This window comes from Variovorax sp. GW821-FHT09A10, assembly GCF_059418385.1.
Genome location: NZ_JBWKPT010000002.1, coordinates 470,665 through 490,176, shown reverse-complemented (window position 1 = coordinate 490,176; position 19,512 = coordinate 470,665). Strand labels below are relative to the sequence as shown.

Annotated in this window: 16 protein-coding genes; 6 read left to right on the top strand and 10 right to left on the bottom strand. The window is 65.8% G+C overall.

Annotation, left to right across the window (positions count from 1 at the left end; translation table 11 throughout):
- Nucleotides 1–23: 23 nt before the first annotated feature.
- The 10 genes from AC07Q9_RS09075 to AC07Q9_RS09030 form a co-directional block, all read right to left on the bottom strand.
- Nucleotides 24–2,126 (bottom strand): 3-hydroxyacyl-CoA dehydrogenase NAD-binding domain-containing protein, encoded by a 2,103-nt coding sequence (locus AC07Q9_RS09075; RefSeq protein WP_495308853.1) that lies wholly within the window; start codon nucleotides 2,124–2,126, stop codon nucleotides 24–26.
- A 236-nt stretch (nucleotides 2,127–2,362) separates the two neighbouring features.
- A complete protein-coding gene (locus AC07Q9_RS09070; RefSeq protein WP_495300096.1) occupies nucleotides 2,363–3,058 on the bottom strand; it encodes an ABC transporter ATP-binding protein in 696 nt (231 codons plus the stop codon).
- Nucleotide 3,059: 1 nt separating this feature from the next.
- Nucleotides 3,060–3,836, bottom strand: a complete 777-nt coding sequence (locus tag AC07Q9_RS09065; RefSeq protein WP_070060676.1) for an ABC transporter ATP-binding protein — start codon at nucleotides 3,834–3,836, stop codon at nucleotides 3,060–3,062.
- Entirely contained in the window at nucleotides 3,837–5,162 is a 1,326-nt protein-coding gene (locus AC07Q9_RS09060) for a branched-chain amino acid ABC transporter permease (protein WP_489056759.1), read from the bottom strand.
- 4 nt (nucleotides 5,163–5,166) lie between these two features.
- Nucleotides 5,167–6,120 carry a branched-chain amino acid ABC transporter permease gene (locus AC07Q9_RS09055; protein ID WP_489056758.1) on the bottom strand — a complete coding sequence of 318 codons (954 nt, stop codon included), beginning with the start codon at nucleotides 6,118–6,120 and terminating at the stop codon, nucleotides 5,167–5,169.
- 83 nt (nucleotides 6,121–6,203) lie between these two features.
- Entirely contained in the window at nucleotides 6,204–7,445 is a 1,242-nt protein-coding gene (locus AC07Q9_RS09050) for a branched-chain amino acid ABC transporter substrate-binding protein (RefSeq protein ID WP_492677067.1), read from the bottom strand.
- Between the two features lie 201 nt (nucleotides 7,446–7,646).
- Nucleotides 7,647–8,876 carry a branched-chain amino acid ABC transporter substrate-binding protein gene (locus tag AC07Q9_RS09045; RefSeq protein WP_489056757.1) on the bottom strand — a complete coding sequence of 410 codons (1,230 nt, stop codon included), beginning with the start codon at nucleotides 8,874–8,876 and terminating at the stop codon, nucleotides 7,647–7,649.
- A gap of 141 nt (nucleotides 8,877–9,017) precedes the next feature.
- Nucleotides 9,018–10,661 carry a 3-(methylthio)propionyl-CoA ligase gene (locus tag AC07Q9_RS09040; protein ID WP_495308849.1) on the bottom strand — a complete coding sequence of 548 codons (1,644 nt, stop codon included), beginning with the start codon at nucleotides 10,659–10,661 and terminating at the stop codon, nucleotides 9,018–9,020.
- A 114-nt stretch (nucleotides 10,662–10,775) separates the two neighbouring features.
- The gene (locus AC07Q9_RS09035) at nucleotides 10,776–12,662 is read right to left on the bottom strand and encodes a CocE/NonD family hydrolase (protein WP_495308847.1); all 1,887 of its coding nucleotides are present in this window, start codon (nucleotides 12,660–12,662) and stop codon (nucleotides 10,776–10,778) included.
- A gap of 80 nt (nucleotides 12,663–12,742) precedes the next feature.
- Nucleotides 12,743–14,575 carry a carboxylesterase/lipase family protein gene (locus AC07Q9_RS09030; RefSeq protein WP_495308844.1) on the bottom strand — a complete coding sequence of 611 codons (1,833 nt, stop codon included), beginning with the start codon at nucleotides 14,573–14,575 and terminating at the stop codon, nucleotides 12,743–12,745.
- A 149-nt stretch (nucleotides 14,576–14,724) separates the two neighbouring features.
- On the opposite strand from AC07Q9_RS09030, the gene AC07Q9_RS09025 reads away from it, so the two are divergent.
- The 6 genes from AC07Q9_RS09025 to AC07Q9_RS09000 all read left to right on the top strand — a co-directional run bounded on the left by AC07Q9_RS09025 (nucleotide 14,725) and on the right by AC07Q9_RS09000 (nucleotide 19,507).
- The gene (locus AC07Q9_RS09025; RefSeq protein ID WP_495309952.1) at nucleotides 14,725–15,816 is read left to right on the top strand and encodes an AraC family transcriptional regulator; all 1,092 of its coding nucleotides are present in this window, start codon (nucleotides 14,725–14,727) and stop codon (nucleotides 15,814–15,816) included.
- Between the two features lie 73 nt (nucleotides 15,817–15,889).
- On the top strand, nucleotides 15,890–17,371 hold the full coding sequence (locus AC07Q9_RS09020) for a protein adenylyltransferase SelO (RefSeq protein WP_495308842.1): 1,482 nt from the start codon (nucleotides 15,890–15,892) through the stop codon (nucleotides 17,369–17,371).
- Nucleotides 17,368–17,778 (top strand): peptide-methionine (R)-S-oxide reductase MsrB, encoded by a 411-nt coding sequence (gene msrB, locus AC07Q9_RS09015; protein WP_062471289.1) that lies wholly within the window; start codon nucleotides 17,368–17,370, stop codon nucleotides 17,776–17,778. Before AC07Q9_RS09020 ends, msrB begins: the two co-directional genes overlap by 4 nt.
- Complete coding sequence (locus AC07Q9_RS09010; RefSeq protein WP_062471286.1) at nucleotides 17,775–18,314, top strand: septation protein A; 540 nt, start codon at nucleotides 17,775–17,777, stop codon at nucleotides 18,312–18,314. The genes msrB and AC07Q9_RS09010 overlap by 4 nt, the downstream gene beginning before the upstream one ends.
- On the top strand, nucleotides 18,311–18,592 hold the full coding sequence (locus tag AC07Q9_RS09005) for a BolA family protein (protein ID WP_099789140.1): 282 nt from the start codon (nucleotides 18,311–18,313) through the stop codon (nucleotides 18,590–18,592). The genes AC07Q9_RS09010 and AC07Q9_RS09005 overlap by 4 nt, the downstream gene beginning before the upstream one ends.
- Before the next feature lie 129 nt (nucleotides 18,593–18,721).
- Nucleotides 18,722–19,507 carry a peptidylprolyl isomerase gene (locus AC07Q9_RS09000; RefSeq protein ID WP_492677060.1) on the top strand — a complete coding sequence of 262 codons (786 nt, stop codon included), beginning with the start codon at nucleotides 18,722–18,724 and terminating at the stop codon, nucleotides 19,505–19,507.
- The last annotated feature ends 5 nt before the right edge of the window (nucleotides 19,508–19,512 follow it).

Below are 19,512 nucleotides of genomic sequence, written 5' to 3'. Positions count from 1 at the left end.
TCTTGATCCTGGGTTCAGTCGTCTCAGCTGAAGGACTTGCCTTCGGCCACCAGCTTCTGGATCAGCGGTGCGGGCTGCCAGAACTCGGCGTCGTCGCGCGGGTTCAGCGCAAAGCGCTTCATCGTCTCGGCCACGTTGTACAGGCCGACCTGCGAGGCGTAGTGCATCGGGCCACCGCGGTAGATCGGGAAGCCGTAGCCGGTGAGGTACACCATGTCGATGTCGCCCGACTTGGAGGCAATGCCGTCTTCCAGGATGTGCGCGCCTTCGTTGACGAGGGCGAACACCAGGCGCTGCACGATTTCCGTGTCGGAGATCTTGCGCGGCGTGATGCCCAGTTCCTTGCGGTGGTCCTCGATCATCTTGTTGACGAGTTCCGACGGGATGGCGTCGCGCTTGCCGGCCTGGTAGTCGTACCACCCTGCCCCGGTCTTCTGGCCGAATCGGCCCAGTTCGCACAGCTTGTCGGCCGTGCGGCTGTACTTCATGTCGGCGCGCTCGACGGCGCGGCGCTTGCGAATCGCCCAGCCGATGTCGTTGCCGGCCAGGTCGCCCATGCGGAACGGGCCCATGGCGAAGCCGAACTTCTCGATGGCCTTGTCGACTTGCTGCGGCGTGGCGCCTTCGTCCAGCAGGAAGCCGGCCTGGCGGCTGTACTGCTCGATCATGCGGTTGCCGATGAAGCCGTCGCACACGCCCGACACGACCGAGGTCTTCTTGATCTTCTTGCCGATGGCCATCACGGTGGCCAGCACGTCCTTGGACGTGGCCTTGCCGCGCACCACTTCGAGCAGCTTCATCACGTTGGCCGGGCTGAAGAAGTGCATGCCGACCACGTCCTGCGGACGGTCGGTGAACGAGGCGATCTTGTCGACGTCGAGCGTCGAGGTGTTGGAGGCCAGGATGGCGCCCTTCTTGGCGACGCGATCGAGTTCCTTGAAGACCTTTTCCTTGACGCCGATTTCTTCGAACACGGCTTCAATGATGAGGTCGGCGTCCTTCAGGTCGTCGTAGCTCAGCGTGGTGCTCAGAAGCGCCATGCGCTGCTCGTACTTGTCCTGCTTGAGCTTGCCCTTCTTGACCTGGGCTTCGTAGTTCTTCTTGATGGTGGCAATGCCGCGATCGAGCGCCTCCTGCTTCATCTCGAGGATCTTGACGGGGATGCCCGCGTTCAGGAAGTTCATCGAGATGCCGCCGCCCATGGTGCCGGCGCCGATCACGCCCACGGCCTTGATGTCGCGCTTGGGCGTGTCTTCGGGCACGTCGGGAATCTTGCTCGCGGCGCGTTCGGCCATGAACAGGTGGCGCAGGGCCAGCGATTCGGGCGTGAACATCAGCGCGGTGAAGAGACGCCGCTCTTCGGCCATGCCGTCGTCGAACTTCATCTTGGTCGCGGCCTGCACGGCGTCGACGCACTTCAGCGGCGCGGGGTAGTTCTTCGACATGCCGCCGACCATGTTCTTGGCGAACTGGAAGTAGGCATCGCCTTGCGGGTGCTTGCACGGCAGGTTGCGCACCAGCGGCAGCTCGCCGCCCTTGGCAGCGACCGACTTGGCGAACTCGACGGCTTCGTCGAACACCGATTCGGCCGAGGCGGCCAGCTTGTCGAACAGCTTCTGGCCCGGCAGGCTGGCGAGCAGTTCGCTCTTCACCGGCTCGCCGCTGACGATCATGTTCAGGGCGGTTTCCACGCCGATCACGCGCGGCAGGCGCTGCGTGCCACCGGCGCCCGGCAGCAGGCCGAGCTTGACTTCAGGCAGTGCCACGCTGGTGCCCGGTGCGGCCACGCGGTAGTGGCAGCCCAGGGCCAGTTCGAGGCCGCCGCCCATGCACACGGAGTGGATGGCTGCGACGACGGGCTTGGGCGAGGCTTCGAGCGAGAGGATCACGCTCAGCAGGTTGGGCTCCTGCAGCGCCTTGGGCGTGCCGAATTCCTTGATGTCCGCACCGCCCGAGAACGCCTTGCCGGCGCCGGTGATGACGATGGCCTTGACGGCGCTGTCGGCATTGGCCTTGGACAGGCCGTCGGTGATGCCGATGCGTGTCGAGAAGCCGAGACCGTTGACCGGCGGGTTGGTCAGGGTGATCACGGCGACATCGCCGAGCACTTTGTATTCAGCCGTCATGCTGCGTTCCTTGGTGTGTGAAGAAAAAGAAGAAAAAGCACGAGTGTTCTTTTTCGAGGATTCTAGGCGTTTTGCGCGACGCAACAATGGCACGCAGTCGCTGTCGAGACAAGGCCCTCAAGAGAGGGCCGGACTTTCCGGGAACACCGCGGAACCGGCTTTGCCGGTCCGCGGGTGTTGCCTCCTGCAAGGGGGTTGGCGCAGCGACACGAAGTGCGCGAAGCCTGGGGGTTTGCCTAGACCTCCAACCATTCCCTGCGGGTGTTGCCGTCTGCGCGCAGGCTGTCGGGCGTCCCATCGAACACGATGCTGCCGTGGCCCATGACGAGCGCGCGGTCGGAAATCTGCATCGCGATGGTGAGCTTCTGCTCGATGAGGAGCACCGAGATGCCCTTGTCCTTCAGCGTGCGCAGGTACTGCCCCACCAGCTCGACGATCTTGGGCGCGAGGCCTTCGGTGGGCTCGTCGATGATGATCAGGTCGGGGTCGCCCATGAGCGTGCGGCACAGCGTGAGCATCTGCTGCTCGCCGCCCGAGAGCACGCCGGCCTCGGTGTGCTGGCGCTCCTTCAGGCGCGGGAACATGCCGTACATGTCGTCGAACGACCAGCGGCTGCCCTTGCCCGAGCCCTTCTGCCCCAAGAGCAGGTTCTGGTGCACCGTGAGCTTGGGAAAGATGTCGCGGTTCTCGGGCACGTAGCCGATGCCCATGTGCGCGATCTCGTAGGCCTTGCGACGCAGGATGTCGCTGCCCTTCCACTGCAGCGTGCCCTCGGCATGCACCAGGCCCATGATGGCCTTGGCGGTGGTCGAACGGCCCGAGCCGTTGCGACCCAGCAAGGCCACGATCTCGCCCGGGCGGACGTCGAAGGAAACACCATGCAGCACATGGCTCTTGCCGTAGTAGGCGTGGATGTCGTGAAGCTTCAGCATGTCAGTGTCCCGCCCCTTGCGCGTCGGCAACCGACGAACCCAGATACGCCTCCTGCACGCGTGCATTGGCGCGCACGGCAGCCGGCGTGTCGAAGGCGATGACTTCGCCGTAGACCACCACGGCGATCTTGTCGGCCAGCCCGAAGACCACGCCCATGTCGTGCTCCACCGTCAACAGCGTCTTGCCGACGGTGACGTGCTTGATGAGCGAGATGAAGTGCGAGGTCTCGGTCTTGCTCATGCCGGCCGTGGGCTCGTCCAGCAGGATCACGCCGGCGCCGCCGGCGATGGTCACGCCGATCTCGAGCGCGCGCTGTTCGGCATAGGTAAGGTTCACCGCATGCACGTCGCGCTTGCGCTCCAGGCCGATCTGCTTGATGAGCTCTTCGGTGCGCGCGTTGGCGTCGTCCAGGTTCGAGAGAAAGCGCAGGAACGTGTACTTGTAGCCCAGGCTCCACAGCACGCCGCAGCGCAGGTTCTCGAAGACGCTGAGCTTCGGGAAGATGTTGGTGATCTGGAAGCTGCGCGACAGCCCCAGGCGGTTGATTTCAAAGGGCTTCTTGCCGTCGATGCGCTGGCCGTTGAGCAGCACCTCGCCGCTGGTGGGCGTGAGCCGCCCGCTGATCAGGTTGAACAGCGTCGACTTGCCCGCGCCGTTCGGCCCGATCACGGCGATGCGTTCGCCGGCCTTCACCGCCAGGTCCACGCCGCGGATGATTTCGGTCTTGCCGAAATTCTTGCGCAGCGCCTTCAGTTCCAATGCGTATTGCGCGCTCATTTACGCCGCCTCCCGACGTTTGATTTCTGCTTCGATCTCTTCCTGCGCCTGGCCCCAGACCCGCACGAAGCGGCGCCGGGCCACTTCGAGCACGCCCAGGCCGATGGCCAGGATCGCGATGGCGCCGAGCCAGCTGCTCATGCCCGCCGTGTTCAGCGTGGTGCCGAAGAACTTCAGGTCCGGGCCCATCGCGGCGTTGAGCTGGATGTGATAGATCATCTCGATCAATGCCGCCGCACCGATGACGACCGGCACCAGTGCCACGGCGAGCGCGGCATACAGGCCCCAGAAGCGGTTGAACTTGCCGAACTTGGCCACGCGCAGGTTCATCATGATCAGGCTGGCAATGCCGCCGGGGGCGAACATCACCATGAACACGAACACCAGGCCGAAGTACAGCTGCCAGGCCTTCGACAGTTCGGACAGCAGGATCGAGGCGAACACCAGCAGCACCGCACCGATGATCGGGCCGAAGAAGAACACCGCGCCGCCCAGGAAGGTGAACAGCAGGTAGCCGCCCGAGCGGATGGCGTTCAGGCTGTCGGCTGCGTTCACGATCTCGAAGTTGATCGAGGCCAGGCCGCCGCCGATGCCGGCGAAGAAGCCCGCGATGATGAACGCGAAGTAGCGCACGCGCTGCGTGTTGTAGCCGATGAACTCCACGCGCTCCGGGTTGTCGCGCACCGCGTTCAGCATGCGGCCCAGCGGTGTGCCCGTGAAGGCATACATCAGGGCGGTGCACACGAAGCAGTACGCGGCGATCAGGTAGTACACCTGGATCTGCGAGCCGAAGTTGAAGCCGAAGAAGGTCGGGCCGTACACGCGGTCGGTGGTGATGCCGCCCTCGCCGCCGAAGAAGCTCGGAAACATCAGCGCCATCGAGGCCACGAGCTCGCCGATGCCCATGGTGATCATGGCGAAGGTGGTGCCCGACTTCTTGGTGGTCACGAAGCCCAGCAGGATGGCGAAGAACATCCCCGCCAGACCGCCGACGAGCGGAATGAGCACCAGCGGAATCGTCGGGCCGCCCTTGGTCGCCAGGTTCATCGCGTGGATGGCGATGAACGAACCCAGGCCGGTGTAGACGGCATGGCCGAAGCTCAGCATGCCGCCCTGCCCCAGCAGGATGTTGTAGCTCAGGCAGATGATGATCAGGTAGCCCATCTGCGAGAGCATCGTCAGCGCCAGGCTGCTCTTGAACAGCAACGGCGAGATGATCAGCACCAGCGCGAACAGCGCCCAGATCAGGTAGCGCCCGATGTTCCAGGGCTTGAAGCGGTAGTACCGCGTCGGGGTCGTCGGGGAAGTGGTGGTTGCGGTGGTCATGGTGTCAGTCCTCCCGGGTGCCCAGAAGACCCTTCGGGCGGAAGATGAGGATCAGCACGAGGAACAGGTACGGCAGGATCGGCGCGACCTGCGAGATCGTGAGCTTGAGCAGCTCGTAGCCGAAGGTCTGGTCGGTCACGGCCACGCCCAGGGCCTGCAGCGCGGTGGCCAGCGACTGGTCCAGCGCGACCGCGAAGGTCTGGATGATGCCGATCAGCAGCGACGCCAGGAAGGCGCCCGCCAGCGAGCCCATGCCGCCGACCACCACCACCACGAAGATGATGGTGCCGACCGAACCGGCCATGGCCGGCTCCGTGACATAGGTGTTGCCGCCGATCACGCCCGCCAGGCCGGCCAGCGCGGCGCCGCCGCCGAACACCAGCATGAACACGCGCGGCACGTTGTGGCCCAGCGCCTCGACCATGTCGGGGTGCTTGAGCGCCGCCTGGATCACCAGGCCGATGCGGGTGCGCGTGAGCAGCAGCCACACGGACACCAGCATCAGCAGCGCCACCAGCATGATGAAGGAGCGCGACTTGGGGAACTGCGTGCCGTACAGCGTGAAGAGCGGGCCCTGCAGTGCCTCGGGCAGGCCGTAGGGCACCGTGGAACGGCCCCAGACCAGCTGGACCAGCTCGAGGATGAGGTACGAAAGACCGAAGGTCACCAGCAGCTCGGGCACGTGGCCGAACTTGTGGACCCGGCGCAGGCTGTAGCGCTCGAAGGCCGCACCCAGTGCGCCCACCAGCAGCGGCGACAGGATGAGGGCCGGCCAGAAGCCGACGAGGCCCGACAGGGTGTAGGCGAAATAGGCGCCCAGCATGTAGAAGCTGGCGTGTGCGAAGTTGAGCACACCCATCATGCTGAAGATCAGCGTAAGGCCAGAGCTCAGCATGAACAACAGCAGGCCGTAGCTGACGCCGTTGAGCAGTGAGATGACGAAGAATTCGACGTTCATCGGTCTTCCGTGTCGGTTGAAAAAGAAAGAGGCCCGAGTGTTGAAGTCGGGCCTCGACCGGTCAGGGGGCGATCAGCGGGCGATCAGGAGGCGCCGCCGGGTCGCTTCATCTGGCACGAGGTGGGCGTGCTCGAGACGTAGGGCTCGTAGTACTTGACCGGTGCCAGCGTGTAGCCGGTGTTTTCCGGGCTGTACGGGCTCTTCGCGTCGGCCTTCTGCCAGCGCGTGATCCACAGGCCCTGCTGCAGCTGGTGGTCGGACTTGCGCATCTCGACGTCGCCGTTGAAGCTCTTGAACTTCATGCCTTCCATGGCGGCGGCCACCTTCACGGGGTCGGTCGACTTGGTGCGCACAAAGGCTTCGGCGAGCATCGCGTACACGGTGTACGGCGACGTCGTGTACAGGTCTTCGTTGAAGCGCTTCTTGAACTCGTTCATCATCGGCGCGATCGGGCCCGGCGCGTTGTAGTGGCTGTAACCCACCATGTAGACCTTGCCGTCCGAGGCCGCGCCCATGGCGGTCGGCGTGCCGTTGGTCACGGCGTAGTAGGTGTAGAACTTGACGTTCAGGCCCGCGTCGTTGGCCGACTTGATGAGCAGCGCGAGGTCGGAACCCCAGTTGCCGGTGATGACGGTGTCGGCGCCCGAGGCCTTGATCTTGGCGATGTAGGGCGCGAAGTCGCGCACCTGGGCCAGCGGGTGCAGGTCGTCGCCGACGATCTGCACGTCGGGGCGCTTGGTCTTGAGGTTGTCCTTGGCGTACTTGGCAACCTGCTGGCCGTGCGAGTAGTTCTGGTTGATCAGGTAGACCTTCTTGATGTCGGGCTGGTCCTTCATGAAGGTGGTCAGCGCTTCCATCTTCATGGAGGTGTCGGCGTCGAGGCGGAAGTGCCAGTAGCTGCACTTGCTGTTGGTCAGGTCGGGATCGACGGCCGCGTAGTTGAAGTACACGACTTCCTTGCCCGGGTTGCGGGCGTTGTGCTTTTCGAGCGCGTCCATGATGGCCAGCGCCGGGCCGGAGCCGTTGCCCTGCACCACGTAGCGCGCGCCCTGGTCCATGGCCGAGCGCAGCGCGGCGGTGGTTTCCTGCGGGCTGAGCTTGTTGTCGATACCGATGACCTCGAACTTCACGCCGGCCACGTTCTTCTTGTTGAATTCTTCGGCCAGGAACTGGAAGGTCTTGAGCTGGTTGGTACCGACGGCCGCCATCAGGCCCGACAGCGGGTCCAGCCACGCGATCTTGACGGTCTCACCCTTCTGGGCAAATGCACCGGCGGCAGTTGCCGCAAGCACGGCGGCGGTAGCGATCTTCAGAGCGAACTTCAATCTATATCTCCTGGTCAAACCGATATCAAAAACGCTGCACAAGCGTACAAGTCTTTGCCACCCCACCCCTCAGGGAATGCCCGTAAGGAAGGGGCTGCAAAGGCACGTATCTATCGCGCAGGCGACAGTGCATTTCCTTCTTTTGCTACCCGGCGGTAGGTATCTTCTACCGATGGGTAGGAAATGCGTTCACAAAGACGCCTAGGGGCGCTTCATCTGGCAGGTCGTGGGCGTGCTCGCCACATACGACTCGTAATACTTCACAGGGACGTTGGTGTAGCCGGTGTTCTCGGCGTCGTAGGGGTACTTGGCGCTGGCCTTCTCCCAGCGCGAGATGTACAGACCCTGCTGCAGTTGGTGGTCGGCCTTGCGCATCTCGACCTCGCCGTTGAAGCTCTTGATCTTCATGCCTTCGAGCGCCGCGGCCACCTTGACGGGGTCGGTCGACTTGGTCTGCACGAAAGCGGCATCGAGCAATGCGAAGGTGTGATAGATCGAGGACTGCGTCAGGTCGTCGTTCATCTTCTTCTTGTAGCCGGCCAGCAGCCGCTGGATCTCGCCGCCCATGTTGTAGTGGGCATAGGCCACGGTGTAGACCTTGCCTGCCGAGGTGGCGCCCATGGCCGTGGGCGTGCCGGCGCCCGGTGCGTAGTACGTGAGGAACTTGACGTCCAGTCCCGAGTCGTTCGCCGCCTTGATGAGCAGCGAGAGGTCGGAGCCCCAGTTGCCGGTGATGACCGTGTCGGCGCCCGAGGCCTTGATCTTGGCGATGTAGGGCGAGAAATCGCGCACCTGCGCGAGCGGGTGCAGGTCGTCGCCCACGATCTGGATGTCCGGGCGCTTGACCTTCAGGTCTTCCTTGGCGAACTTGGACACCTGCTGGCCGTGGGAGTAGTTCTGGCCCAGGATGTAGACCTTCTTGATGTCGGGCTGGTCCTTCATCCAGGTGGTCAGCGCCTCCATCTTCATGGAGGTGTCGGCATCGAGGCGGAAGTGCCAGTAGCTGCACTTGCTGTTGGTGAGGTCGGGGTCGACCGCCGCGTAGTTCAGGTAGAGCAGTTCCTTGCCGGGGTTGCGCGCGTTGTTCTTCTCGACGGCGTCGATGATCGCGAGCGCCGGGCCCGAGCCGTTGCCCTGGGTGATGTAGCGCGCGCCCTGGTCCTGCGCCGAGCGCAGCGCCGCGGTGGTCTCCTGCGGGCTCAGCTTGTTGTCGATCGCGATGATCTCGAACTTCACGCCCGAGGCATTCTTCTTGTTGAACTCGTCAGCCAGGTACTGGGTGGTCTTGAGCTGGTTGGTGCCCACGGCCGCCATCAGACCCGACAGCGGGTCGAGCCAGGCGATCTTGACGGTCTCGCCCTTCTGGGCGAAGGACGCTGAAACGCTCACCAGCATGGCACAGGCTGCCACTGACTTGATACCGAAGTGCATGAAGAGTCTCCTGAGTGAAAGAGGCGGGACGCCAGCGTACAAGCGCCCTTTTCTTCGCCGCACAGGGAATGCCCGGAAGGAAAGCCGCCGGGGCGGCCTTCCTATCGCGTGCGCGACAGTGCGGGTGGGCTTTGCCGTGCTTCAGAGGCCCGGCAGCTTGTAGTCCTTGAGCAGTTCGCGAAGCTTGGTCTTGAGGATCTTGCCGGTGGCGCCGATCGGAATGGCCTCGACGAACACCACGTCGTCGGGGATCTGCCACTTGGCGGTCTTGCCCTCGTAGAACTTCAGCAGCTCCTCGCGGGTGACTTCGGCGCCGGGCTTCTTCACGACGGCGATGATCGGGCGCTCGTCCCACTTGGGGTGGAACACGCCGATGCAGGCCGCCATGGCGATGGCCGGGTGCGCGACGGCGATGTTCTCGATGTCGATGGAGCTGATCCACTCGCCGCCGGACTTGATCACGTCCTTGCTGCGGTCGGTGATCTGCAGGTAGCCCTCGGCGTCGATGGTGGCCACGTCGCCGGTGGGGAACCAGCCGCGGCCCGCGCCGTCAGCAACCAGCGGGTTGCCGCCCTCGCCCTTGTAGTACTCCTTGACGACCCAGGGGCCCTTGACCAACAGGTCGCCGTAGGCCTTGCCGTCCCAGGGCAGCTCGTCGCCGTTGCCGTCGACGATCTTCATGTCGACGCCGAAGATGGCGCGGCCCTGCTTCATGCGGATCTGCAGCTGCGCGTCGGCGGGCAGCGACAGGTGCTTGTTCTTCAGCGTGCACAACGTGCCCAGCGGGCTCATCTCGGTCATGCCCCAGGCATGCAGCACCTCGACGTTGTAGTTCTCCTGGAACGCCGTGATCATGGCCGGCGGGCAGGCCGAGCCGCCGATGACGGTGCGGTTCAGCTTGCTGAACTTCAGGCCGTTGGTCTGCATGTGGCCCAGCATCATCTGCCACACGGTGGGCACGCCGGCCGCGAAGGTCACGCCTTCGGCTTCGATCAGCTCGTACACCGACTTGCCGTCGAGCGACGGGCCCGGGAACACGAGCTTGCAGCCCACCAGCGCGGCCGAGTACGGAATGCCCCAGGCGTTGACGTGGAACATCGGCACCACCGGCAGCACCGAGTCTTGCGCCGAGATGCGCATGACGTCGGGCAGCGCGGCGGCGTAGGCATGCAGCATGGTCGAACGGTGGCTGTACAGCGCGGCCTTCGGGTTGCCCGTGGTGCCGCTCGTGTAGCACATGCTCGAGGCCGAGTTCTCGTCGAAGGTGGGCCAGTCGTACGCGGTGGGCTGCGTGCCCATCCAGCTTTCGTAGCTCACGAGGTTGGGCACGCCGCTGTCGGCCGGCAGCTTGTCGGCGTCACACAGTGCAACCCATTTCCGGATCGTGGGACAACGCGCATGCACCGCCTGCACCAGCGGCAGGAAGCTCAGGTCGAAGCACAGGATCTGGTCTTCGGCATGGTTGGCGATCCACGCGATCTGGTCGGGGTGCAGGCGCGGGTTGATGGTGTGCAGCACGCGGCCGCTGCCGCTCACGCCGTAGTACAGCTCCAGGTGACGGTAGCCGTTCCAGGCCAGGGTGGCGATGCGGTCGCTGAACAGCAGTTGCTCGCCGTCCAGCGCGTTGGCCACCTGCCTGGCGCGCGATGCGATGTCGCTCCAGGTGCAGCGGTGGATATCACCCTCGACACGGCGCGAGACGATCTCGCCGTCGCCGTTGTGGCGCTCGACGAACTCGATCAGCGACGAGATCAAAAGCGGTTGGTCTTGCATCAAACCCAGCATCTACGGACTCCTATGTGAAATGACTTCAAAAAGCGTTGCGAACGAGAGATTCACGCAAGCTTCGGCCACTTGCACAATGACACAAACCCGCACTGCATGATTGAACGAAGCGGCTCAAGTGGGCGCCTTCGGACCGATGCCCGCGGGCACCGTCACCACGTTGGCGCGGCACGGCTGGCGCAGCGTCTTGCCGCACTCGGGCCGGTCGGCCGCATGCGGGTAGGCGACATAGCCCAGCACGATGCTCGACGCGTTCGCGCCCTGGTGCCACAGCGTGTTGGTCGAAGGCCTTGTGTCGTTGCCGAACAGCCAGAAGCCGGTCTGCGACGGCGAGTCCACCGTCACGCGGATGCTGGAGCCGGCGCGAAAGACATGGGCGAACTTCTGGATCTCGATGCGCACCAGGTTGGGCTGGCCGGACTGCAGCGGCGCTTCCTTGGGCTGGGTGAAGTCGCCGAAGGGGCGCAGCTCGGTGGAGCGGCCGACGTCGAGCGCCCGCTTGGAGGCGCGCAGCCAGCCGCGCTGCACAAACATCTCCTTGCCGTCGGGCCGCACTTCCGACACCGTGACCTGCAGGTCGGTGCTGTCGGCGGTGGCGCTCAGGTACAGGTCGGCCGAGCCTTCCCCGTAGAAGCTCAGGTCGTCGGGCAAGGCGGCGGTGGTGAAGGTGAGCTGGCCGTCCTTCTCGGCATCGGCCACGGCCTGCCAGCCTTCGGCGGCCGGGTTGTTCACCACCGGGCTCTTGGCCGGATACCGGTAGTCGGACGAGGCCGCGCCGGCGGTCGGCTTGGCATCGGCGAGGCCGCCGCCCGGCTGCAGCCACAGGCGCATCGGCTTGACCTTGACCGGCAGGCGGTCGAACTCGGCCACGGCCGTCTGCTTCAGCTTGGCGGCGCCGTTGATCGCCTTCTGGTCGGTCTGCTGCATTTCCTGCAGCAGGCGCACGTGCGGCTCCTTCTCGAAACCGTTGTCCTCGCCCTTCACGAAATGGGCGAGAAAGCGCTTGAGCGTGCCGTCGATGTAGTCGGAGGTGACGTTGGTGTGGTGGTCGCCGTTGGAGCTGATGAGCCACATCTTTTCGGGCGCCATGGTGTCTTCGTAGTAGCCCGAGCGCGGACCGATCTGCTCGTCCTGCCACGACTGGGTGCCCAGCGCGGGAATGTCGATCTTGCCGGTCTCGTAGAACGCGCTGCGCTTCACGTAGAGGCCGTCGGCATACGGGTTCTCGAGCCACTTGGTCAGGTCGAGATCGGGGCGCTTGAGCTTCTCGATGTTGTCGGCCACGGTCTTGGCGCACTCCGTGTCGCCGTCGAGCTTGGCGGCCAGCGCGGCCGCGCGGTTCCAGGTGGCCGGGAAGCCGCCCCACCACTGCGCGGGAAAGCCGACGTTCTTGATGCCGCCCGGGTAGCCCACGTCGCGGTACGGGTCGGTCACGTTCTTGCTGGGCGTGATCGCCAGCAGGCCCTTGGGCCGGTGCGCCGCCACCCACAGCTGGTTGTAGCCCGAGTACGAGTAGCCGATCATGCCGATCTTGCCGTTCGACCATGGCTGCTTGCCGGCCCATTCGAGGGCGAAGGCACCGGCCGCACCGGTGCTGGCGTCGAAGACCTGGTCGTCGCCCGTCGAGCAGCCGGTGCCCGGCAGATTGAGGCCCATCACCGCATAGCCCTCGGCCAGCCAGCGCTGGCCGATGTTCGGGGCCGAGCCCGAGCTGTAGCCGTCGTACTCGACCAGCAGCGGATAGGTGGCGTTGCCTCCGCTGGGCAGCAGCAGCGAGTAGCGCATCCTGTTGCCATCGGGCAGCGTGATGTAGCCCCACTTGCGGACCGGGCCCGTCTCGGGCGTGACCGGCGGCTGCGCGGGTGGCGTTTCGGCGGCAGGCGGAAAGAAGCTGAACCCGCTGCTGCCCGACGAGCCGCCGCCGCAGGCCGCAAGGCCCGCCACGGTGGCGAGCAGCGACGCGGCAAGGTGCCATCGGCGGGGGTGCGTGGAAATTCTCAAGGTGTTGTCTCCGTTATCGTTTTTGGTTGATGGCATGCGTTGCCCAGGCGCGTCTCGGGGCGCGACGGCGATCCCTTTGATCAGGGTGCCGCGGTGATCTTCGTGGCGGTGGGCGTGGCGTCGAGCAGCAACTGCGAGGGCCACGTTCCCCAGGTGGCACCGAGTTCGGGCGTGTTCGGATCGCCGTTGCGCATGAAGGCACCGACGCTGGCCATGACGGCCTTCGACAGCGCCACGCGCCCCTTCTCGTTGGCCTTGCCGCCCATCACGTTGCTGAGCAGCGAACCCTCGAAGTTGCCGAACACGAACGGCAGGTCGAAGGCGTGTGCGGCGCCGTACACGTCGTTCCACGGCGCGGCCTCCTGCGACCAGTCGAGGCGGTAGTGCCAGATGTTCGACTGGCGCGTCTTCATCGTGTTGAGCAGGTTGTCGCGATTGGCGCCGAACAGGCCCTGCGTGACGATGTCGGTCGCTGCGTTGTAGCCCGTGCCAGGAGTACCTACCGGAAGGTAGGATGCGTCGATGATTTCGTTCACCGTGAGCGTGGGGGCGGCGTCCGGGTTGAAGTTGAACATCATCGAGAAGCGCACGTCGTCCTTGACGATCCAGCCCGCCTTCAGGCCCGGGATGCCCAGCGATCCCAGCAGCGACGCAAAGAGCTTGCCTTCGTCGCGCGTGTTGCCCGCGAGCATGGGCACCTTGACGTACTTGTCGGCCGCGATGGCGCCGATCGGGTCGGCCGGCAGCACCGTGCCATCGGGAATGGGCGCCACGCTGCCCAGGCCGGCTGCGGTGACCTTGGTCAGCAGCGCCCCGCCCGCCTGCGCACGCATGTACTCGGCGATCTGCGTCGGCGTGCGCGTGCCGATGTACACCTTGGCCGCTGCGTCGTCGGCCACGGTGCCGTCGGCGACAAGCAGCTTTTCGAGGATCGTCTGGCCCTGCGTCTGCGACACCGACACCGGCTGCAGCGAAGGCAGCGTCCTCGCCGGCAGGTTGGTCGCGAGCGAAATGCCGCCACTCATTTCGAAGGCCTTGTGGAACAGGCCCTTGGCCATCGGCGAGGTCATCACCGCCAGCAGGTTGGTCGCGCCGGCCGATTCGCCCGACAGCGTGACGTTGCCCGGGTCGCCGCCGAAGTTGGCGACATTGCCCTGGATGAAGCGCAGCGCCGCCATGTTGTCCAGCAGCGCGAAGTTGCCCGAGTCGTCGCCCGCCGTGCCGCCCGGCCGCAGCTGCGGCATGTTCAGGAAGCCCAGGATGCCCAGCCGATAGCTGGCGGTGATGACCACCGCATTGGTGGCCTTGGCCAGCGCCGCGCCGTCGTACAGCGGATCGGCCGTGTAACCCGAAATGTTGCTGCCGCCATGGATGAACAGCAGCACCGGCAGGTTCTTCTCGGTGGTGGCCGGGCGCCAGATGTTGACGAACAGGCAGTCTTCGCTGCCGACCGGCTTGCCCAGGTTGGTGCCGATGGTGGCGTCGTAGGTGTTGCTGGTGCCGGGGCTGAAGATCCGGCCGATCTGCAGGCAGGCGTTGCCGAAGGCCTTGGCCGAGCGGATGCCGGTCCAGGCTTCGGGCTCGACCGGTGCGCGCCAGCGCAGCGCGCCGACCGGCGGCTGGGCGAACGGAACGCCCTTCCAGGACCAGGTGCCATTCTTGGCGCTGTCGTCCGTGCCCTCGACCTTGCCGGCCGTGGTCTGGCGCACCATCGGGCCGTCGGCGGCGGGCGCCGGAGCGGGCGCTGGAGCCGGTGCCGGCGGCAGCACGGGAAAGGCGGTCGCCCCCGACGAACCACCGCCGCAGGCCGCGAGCGCCGCCGCGGCGGCCAGCGTGGCCACCGTTGCAATGGCGCGCGCCATCGCCGTCTGTCCTGCCGCACCCTGGTTTTGTGCTGTTGTCGTTGTCTTCATGTTTTGTCTCCACACCGGGTTAATCGGAATGCCTGGCTCGGCGCGCGGCACCCATACTCCGGGCCGCCGTGCACTGGAAAAATTCTAGGAACCGGCCCCGTTTTCACTGCTATCGCAAGCGAGCCAATCGAATGACTTCAGAAGCATCCCTGCCGCGCCATTCGCGCCGGCCGTCGCGCCGCCCCGGCTGTCCGCAGCCCGAGCTGCGCACCAGCTCGGCCGCATGGCTGGAGGGGGTGCTGTCGATGTTCGAGGCCGAGGGGCTGAACGTGCCCGCGCTGCTGCGCGATGCCGGCTTCGACCCCGACTCGCTGCACCGCCAGAACGCGCGCATCCCGGTCGACGAGATCTCGGTGCTGTGGCAGGTGGCCGTGGCGCATGCCGGGCGGCCCACGCTGGGCCTGGACCGCGACCTGGCCGCCACGCACAGCAAGCTGGGCACGGTGGGCCACGCCATGGCCTGCAGCCCCACCCTGGGCGCGGCGCTGACGCGGCTCACGCGCTACATGGCCGTGATCTCCGACGCCACCGCCTTCTCGCTGCAGTCCGACGCGCGCGGCTGCTGGATGGTCATGGAGCACACCGGCGGCAGCCTGCCGATTCCGCGCCAGCGCGTCGAGTACGCCCTGCTGACTGTGCTCATGCAGTGCCAATGGCTCACGCGGCGCGAGCTGCAGCCGCTGGCCATGGAATTCGTCTACCCGCCGCCGGCCCACGACCGGCTGCACCGCGAGGCCTTCGGCTGCGAGATCCGCTTCAACGCGCCCGCCAACCGCGTGCTGCTGTCGTCGGCCGACATGACCATGCCGCTGCCCACCCACCACCCGGCGCTGGGCGAGATGCAGGAGCACCTGCTCGAAGACCAACTCAACCTGCTGGGCCAGACCACCACCGCCAGCCTGGTGTGCGCCGAGATCGCGCGCCGGCTGCAGCACGGCGAGCCGCGCCGCCAGGACGTGGCCTCGGGCCTGGGGCTGGCCGACCGCACGCTGCAGCGCCGCCTGCAGGAGGAGTCGGTGTCGTTCCAGGCGCTGCTCGACCGCACCCGCCGCGAACTCGCCAAGCAGTACCTGGCCGAACAGCGCCACACGCTCGCGGACGTGGCCGACCGGCTGGGCTTCGTGGACGTCAGCAACTTCTTTCGCGCCTGCAAGCGCTGGTTCGGCCTGCCGCCGGCCCAGTACCGAGCCAGCCTGGCGCTCGACGGCGCCGGGACGCTGCGCGGCGCGCTGCTGAACTGATCGAAGGCCTCCACCCCACGTCCCCGATGGCCTCTGTGGCCTGGGGTTTCGCGGCCTGCCGGACAATCCGGGCATGAGCTTGTTAGCCGAAGACACCCCGGTCGCCGACCTGGGCCTGCGTTGGAAGCCCGGCTTCTCGACGCTGGGCCCCGCTTTTTTCACCGAACTGCGCCCCACGCCGCTGCCCGACCCGTACTGGGTCGGCCACAGCGACGCCGTCGCCCGCGAACTGGGCCTGCCGCCCGGCTGGCGCGACGCGGACACCACGCTGGCCGCCCTCACCGGCAGCCTGCCGGTCGCGGGCACGCGGCCTTTCGCCACGGTCTACAGCGGCCACCAGTTCGGCGTCTGGGCCGGGCAACTGGGCGACGGGCGCGCGATCCTGCTCGGCGAGACCGAGGGTGGGCTCGAAGTGCAGCTCAAGGGCGCAGGGCGCACGCCCTACTCGCGCGGCGGCGACGGCCGTGCCGTGCTCCGTTCGAGCATCCGCGAGTTCCTGTGCAGCGAGGCCATGCACGGCCTGGGCATTCCGACCACGCGCGCGCTGTGCGTGACCGGCTCCGACGCCCGCGTGCGCCGCGAAGAGCTGGAAAGCGCCGCCGTCGTGACCCGCGTGGCGCCCAGCTTCATCCGCTTCGGCCATTTCGAGCACTTCGCCGCCAACCAGCGCGAAGACGAGCTGCGCGCGCTGGCCGACTACGTCATCGACCGCTACTACCCCGAGTGCCGCACCACCGCGCAGTTCAACGGCAATGCCTACGCCGCCTTCCTCGAGGCCGTGAGCGAGCGCACCGCCGCCCTGCTCGCCCAGTGGCAGGCCGTGGGTTTCTGCCACGGGGTGATGAACACCGACAACATGAGCATCCTCGGGCTCACCATCGACTACGGGCCGTTCCAGTTCCTCGACGGCTTCGACCCGCGCCACATCTGCAACCACAGCGACACCCAGGGCCGCTACGCCTTCAACCAGCAGCCCAACGTCGCCTACTGGAACCTGTTCTGCCTGGCGCAGGCGCTGCTGCCGCTCATTGGCGACCAGGACATCGCCGTGGCCGCGCTGGAGTCGTACAAGACCGTGTTCCCCAACGCCTTCGAAGACCGCATGCGCGCCAAGCTGGGCCTCACGGAACCCGCCGAGGGCGACCGCGCGCTGATCGAGGGCGTGCTCAAGCTGATGGCCGCCGAGAAGGTCGACCACACCATCTTCTGGCGCCGCCTGTCGAACCACATGGCCGACGGCAACGTCGAGCCGGTGCGCGACCTGTTCCTCGACCGGGCTGGCGTCGATGCCTGGCTGCTCTCTTTTTCGGAGCGCCATGCACAATCGCAGCGGGCCGAAGCGGCAAAATTGATGCTGCAGTCGAACCCCAAGTTCGTGCTGCGGAACCACCTGGGCCAGCAGGCCATCGAAGCCAGTCAGCAAAAGAACCACGCGGGTGTGGCAACCTTGCTGACGCTGCTCCAAACCCCATGTGAAGAACACCCCGGTGCCGACGACTACGCCGGCTTCCCGCCCGACTGGGCCTCCACGATCGAAATCAGCTGCTCATCATGACCACGCCCGTACAGAAAACCGACGCCGAATGGAAAGCCCTGCTCGCTGAAAAGGGTGCCGAACCCGCCGCCTTCGAGGTGACGCGCCACGCCGCCACCGAACGCCCCTTCACCGGCAAGTACGAAGCCCACTGGGACGACGGCACCTACCACTGCATCTGCTGCGGCGCCAAGCTCTTCGAAGCGGCCACCAAGTTCGACGCCGGCTGCGGCTGGCCCAGCTTCTCCGAAGAAGCGGTGCCCGGCGCCATCCGCAACATCGTCGACCGCTCGCACGGCATGGTGCGCACCGAGAACGTGTGCGCCAATTGCGGCGCCCACCTGGGCCACGTGTTCCCCGACGGCCCCACCGAAACCGGCCTGCGCTACTGCATGAACTCGGCGTCGCTCGACTTCCAAAAGAAATGAAACTGCTCCTCGACTTCTTCCCGATCCTGCTGTTCTTCGGCGCCTACAAGTTCGCCGACATCTACACCGCCACCGGCGTGCTGATGGCCGCCACCGTGGTGCAGATGGCCGTCATCTACGCGATGGAACGCAAGCTGCAGGCGATGCAGAAGGCCACGCTGGTGCTGATCCTGCTGTTCGGCACGCTCACGCTGGTGCTGCACGACGACCGCTTCATCAAGTGGAAGCCGACGGTGCTGTACGGCGCCATGGCCGTCGCGCTGGCGGTGGCGCTGTGGGCGCTGAAGAAGAACTTCCTGAAGATGCTGCTGGGCGCGCAGCTCGAGCTGCCCGAACGCATCTGGGGCCGGCTCAACGTGGCGTGGATCGGCTACTGCCTCTTCATGGCGCTCATCAACGGCTACGTGGCGGCGTACTTCACGACCGAGGCCTGGGTCAACTTCAAGCTCTGGGGCTACGTGTTCCCGATCGTCTTCCTGGTGGCGCAGGGCCTGTACATCGCGCCGCACCTCAAAGAAGACAAGCCGACCGCATGACCGACGCCACCACCTTTCCCCTGCCCACCGTGGCCGCGCTCGAGGCGGCGCTGCGCGCATCGCTGGCGCCCACGCAGCTCGAAGTGATCGACGAAAGCGCCTCCCACGCGGGCCATGCGGGTGCCAATGCCGAGGGCTACGGCACCCATTTCCGGGTGCGCATCGCGTCCCCACTGTTCGACGGGAAGCCCCGCGTGGCGCGGCATCGCCTTGTGTATGATGCCCTCCAAGTTTTTATCGCACAGGGTCTGCACGCCATCGCCATCGAGGTGCTCTGAGTCGTCCAATCGGTTGCTTGCCGCGTTTGCCGCGGCCGCCCACCCTCTCCTTCCTTCCTCCTGATTCCTGCTTTCTTTCCCGCGCCTTTTCCTACACGCGCATTTCCTCTCCAGCCTGATATTCATTTCATGAAAAAACACATCTTGCAGGCCGTTGCGGCCGCAGCGCTGATCGGTGCACTCCCCCTGACGGCTCTGGCGCAGAACGCAGCCATCGTGAACGGCAAGCCGGTGCCCAAGGCCCGCATGGACGTTCTGGCCCAGCAGCTGGCTGCCGCCGGCCGCCCGGTGACGCCTGAAATGCAAAGCCAGCTGCGCGAGGAAATCGTGGCGCGCGAAGTGTTCATGCAGGAAGCGCAGAAGCAAGGCCTCGACGCCACCGAGGACTACAAGAACCAGCTCGAGCTCGCCCGCCAGGCCATCATGATCCGCGCGCTGTTCGAGAACTACCGCAAGACCAACGCGGTGTCCGACGCCGACGTGAAGGCCGAGTACGACAAGTTCGTGGCAGCCAACGGCGGCAAGGAATTCAAGGCCCGCCACATCCTGGTCGAGACCGAAGACCAGGCCAAGAAGATCATGGCCGACCTGAAGAAGGGCGCCAAGTTCGAAGACATCGCCAAGAAGCAGAGCAAGGACCCGGGTTCGGGCGCCAACGGCGGCGACCTCGACTGGGCCAACCCCGCCAGCTTCGTGCCCGAGTTCTCGGAAGCGATGATCAAGCTCAAGAAGGGCGAGACCACCCCTGCCCCGGTCAAGACCCAGTTCGGCTACCACATCATCCGCGTCGACGACATCCGCCAGGCCCAACTGCCGAAGCTGGAAGAAGTGAAGCCGCAGATCACGCAGCAGCTGCAGCAGCAGCGCCTGCAGAAGTACCAGGAAGATCTGCGCGCGAAGGCAAAGGTCGAGTAAGCCTG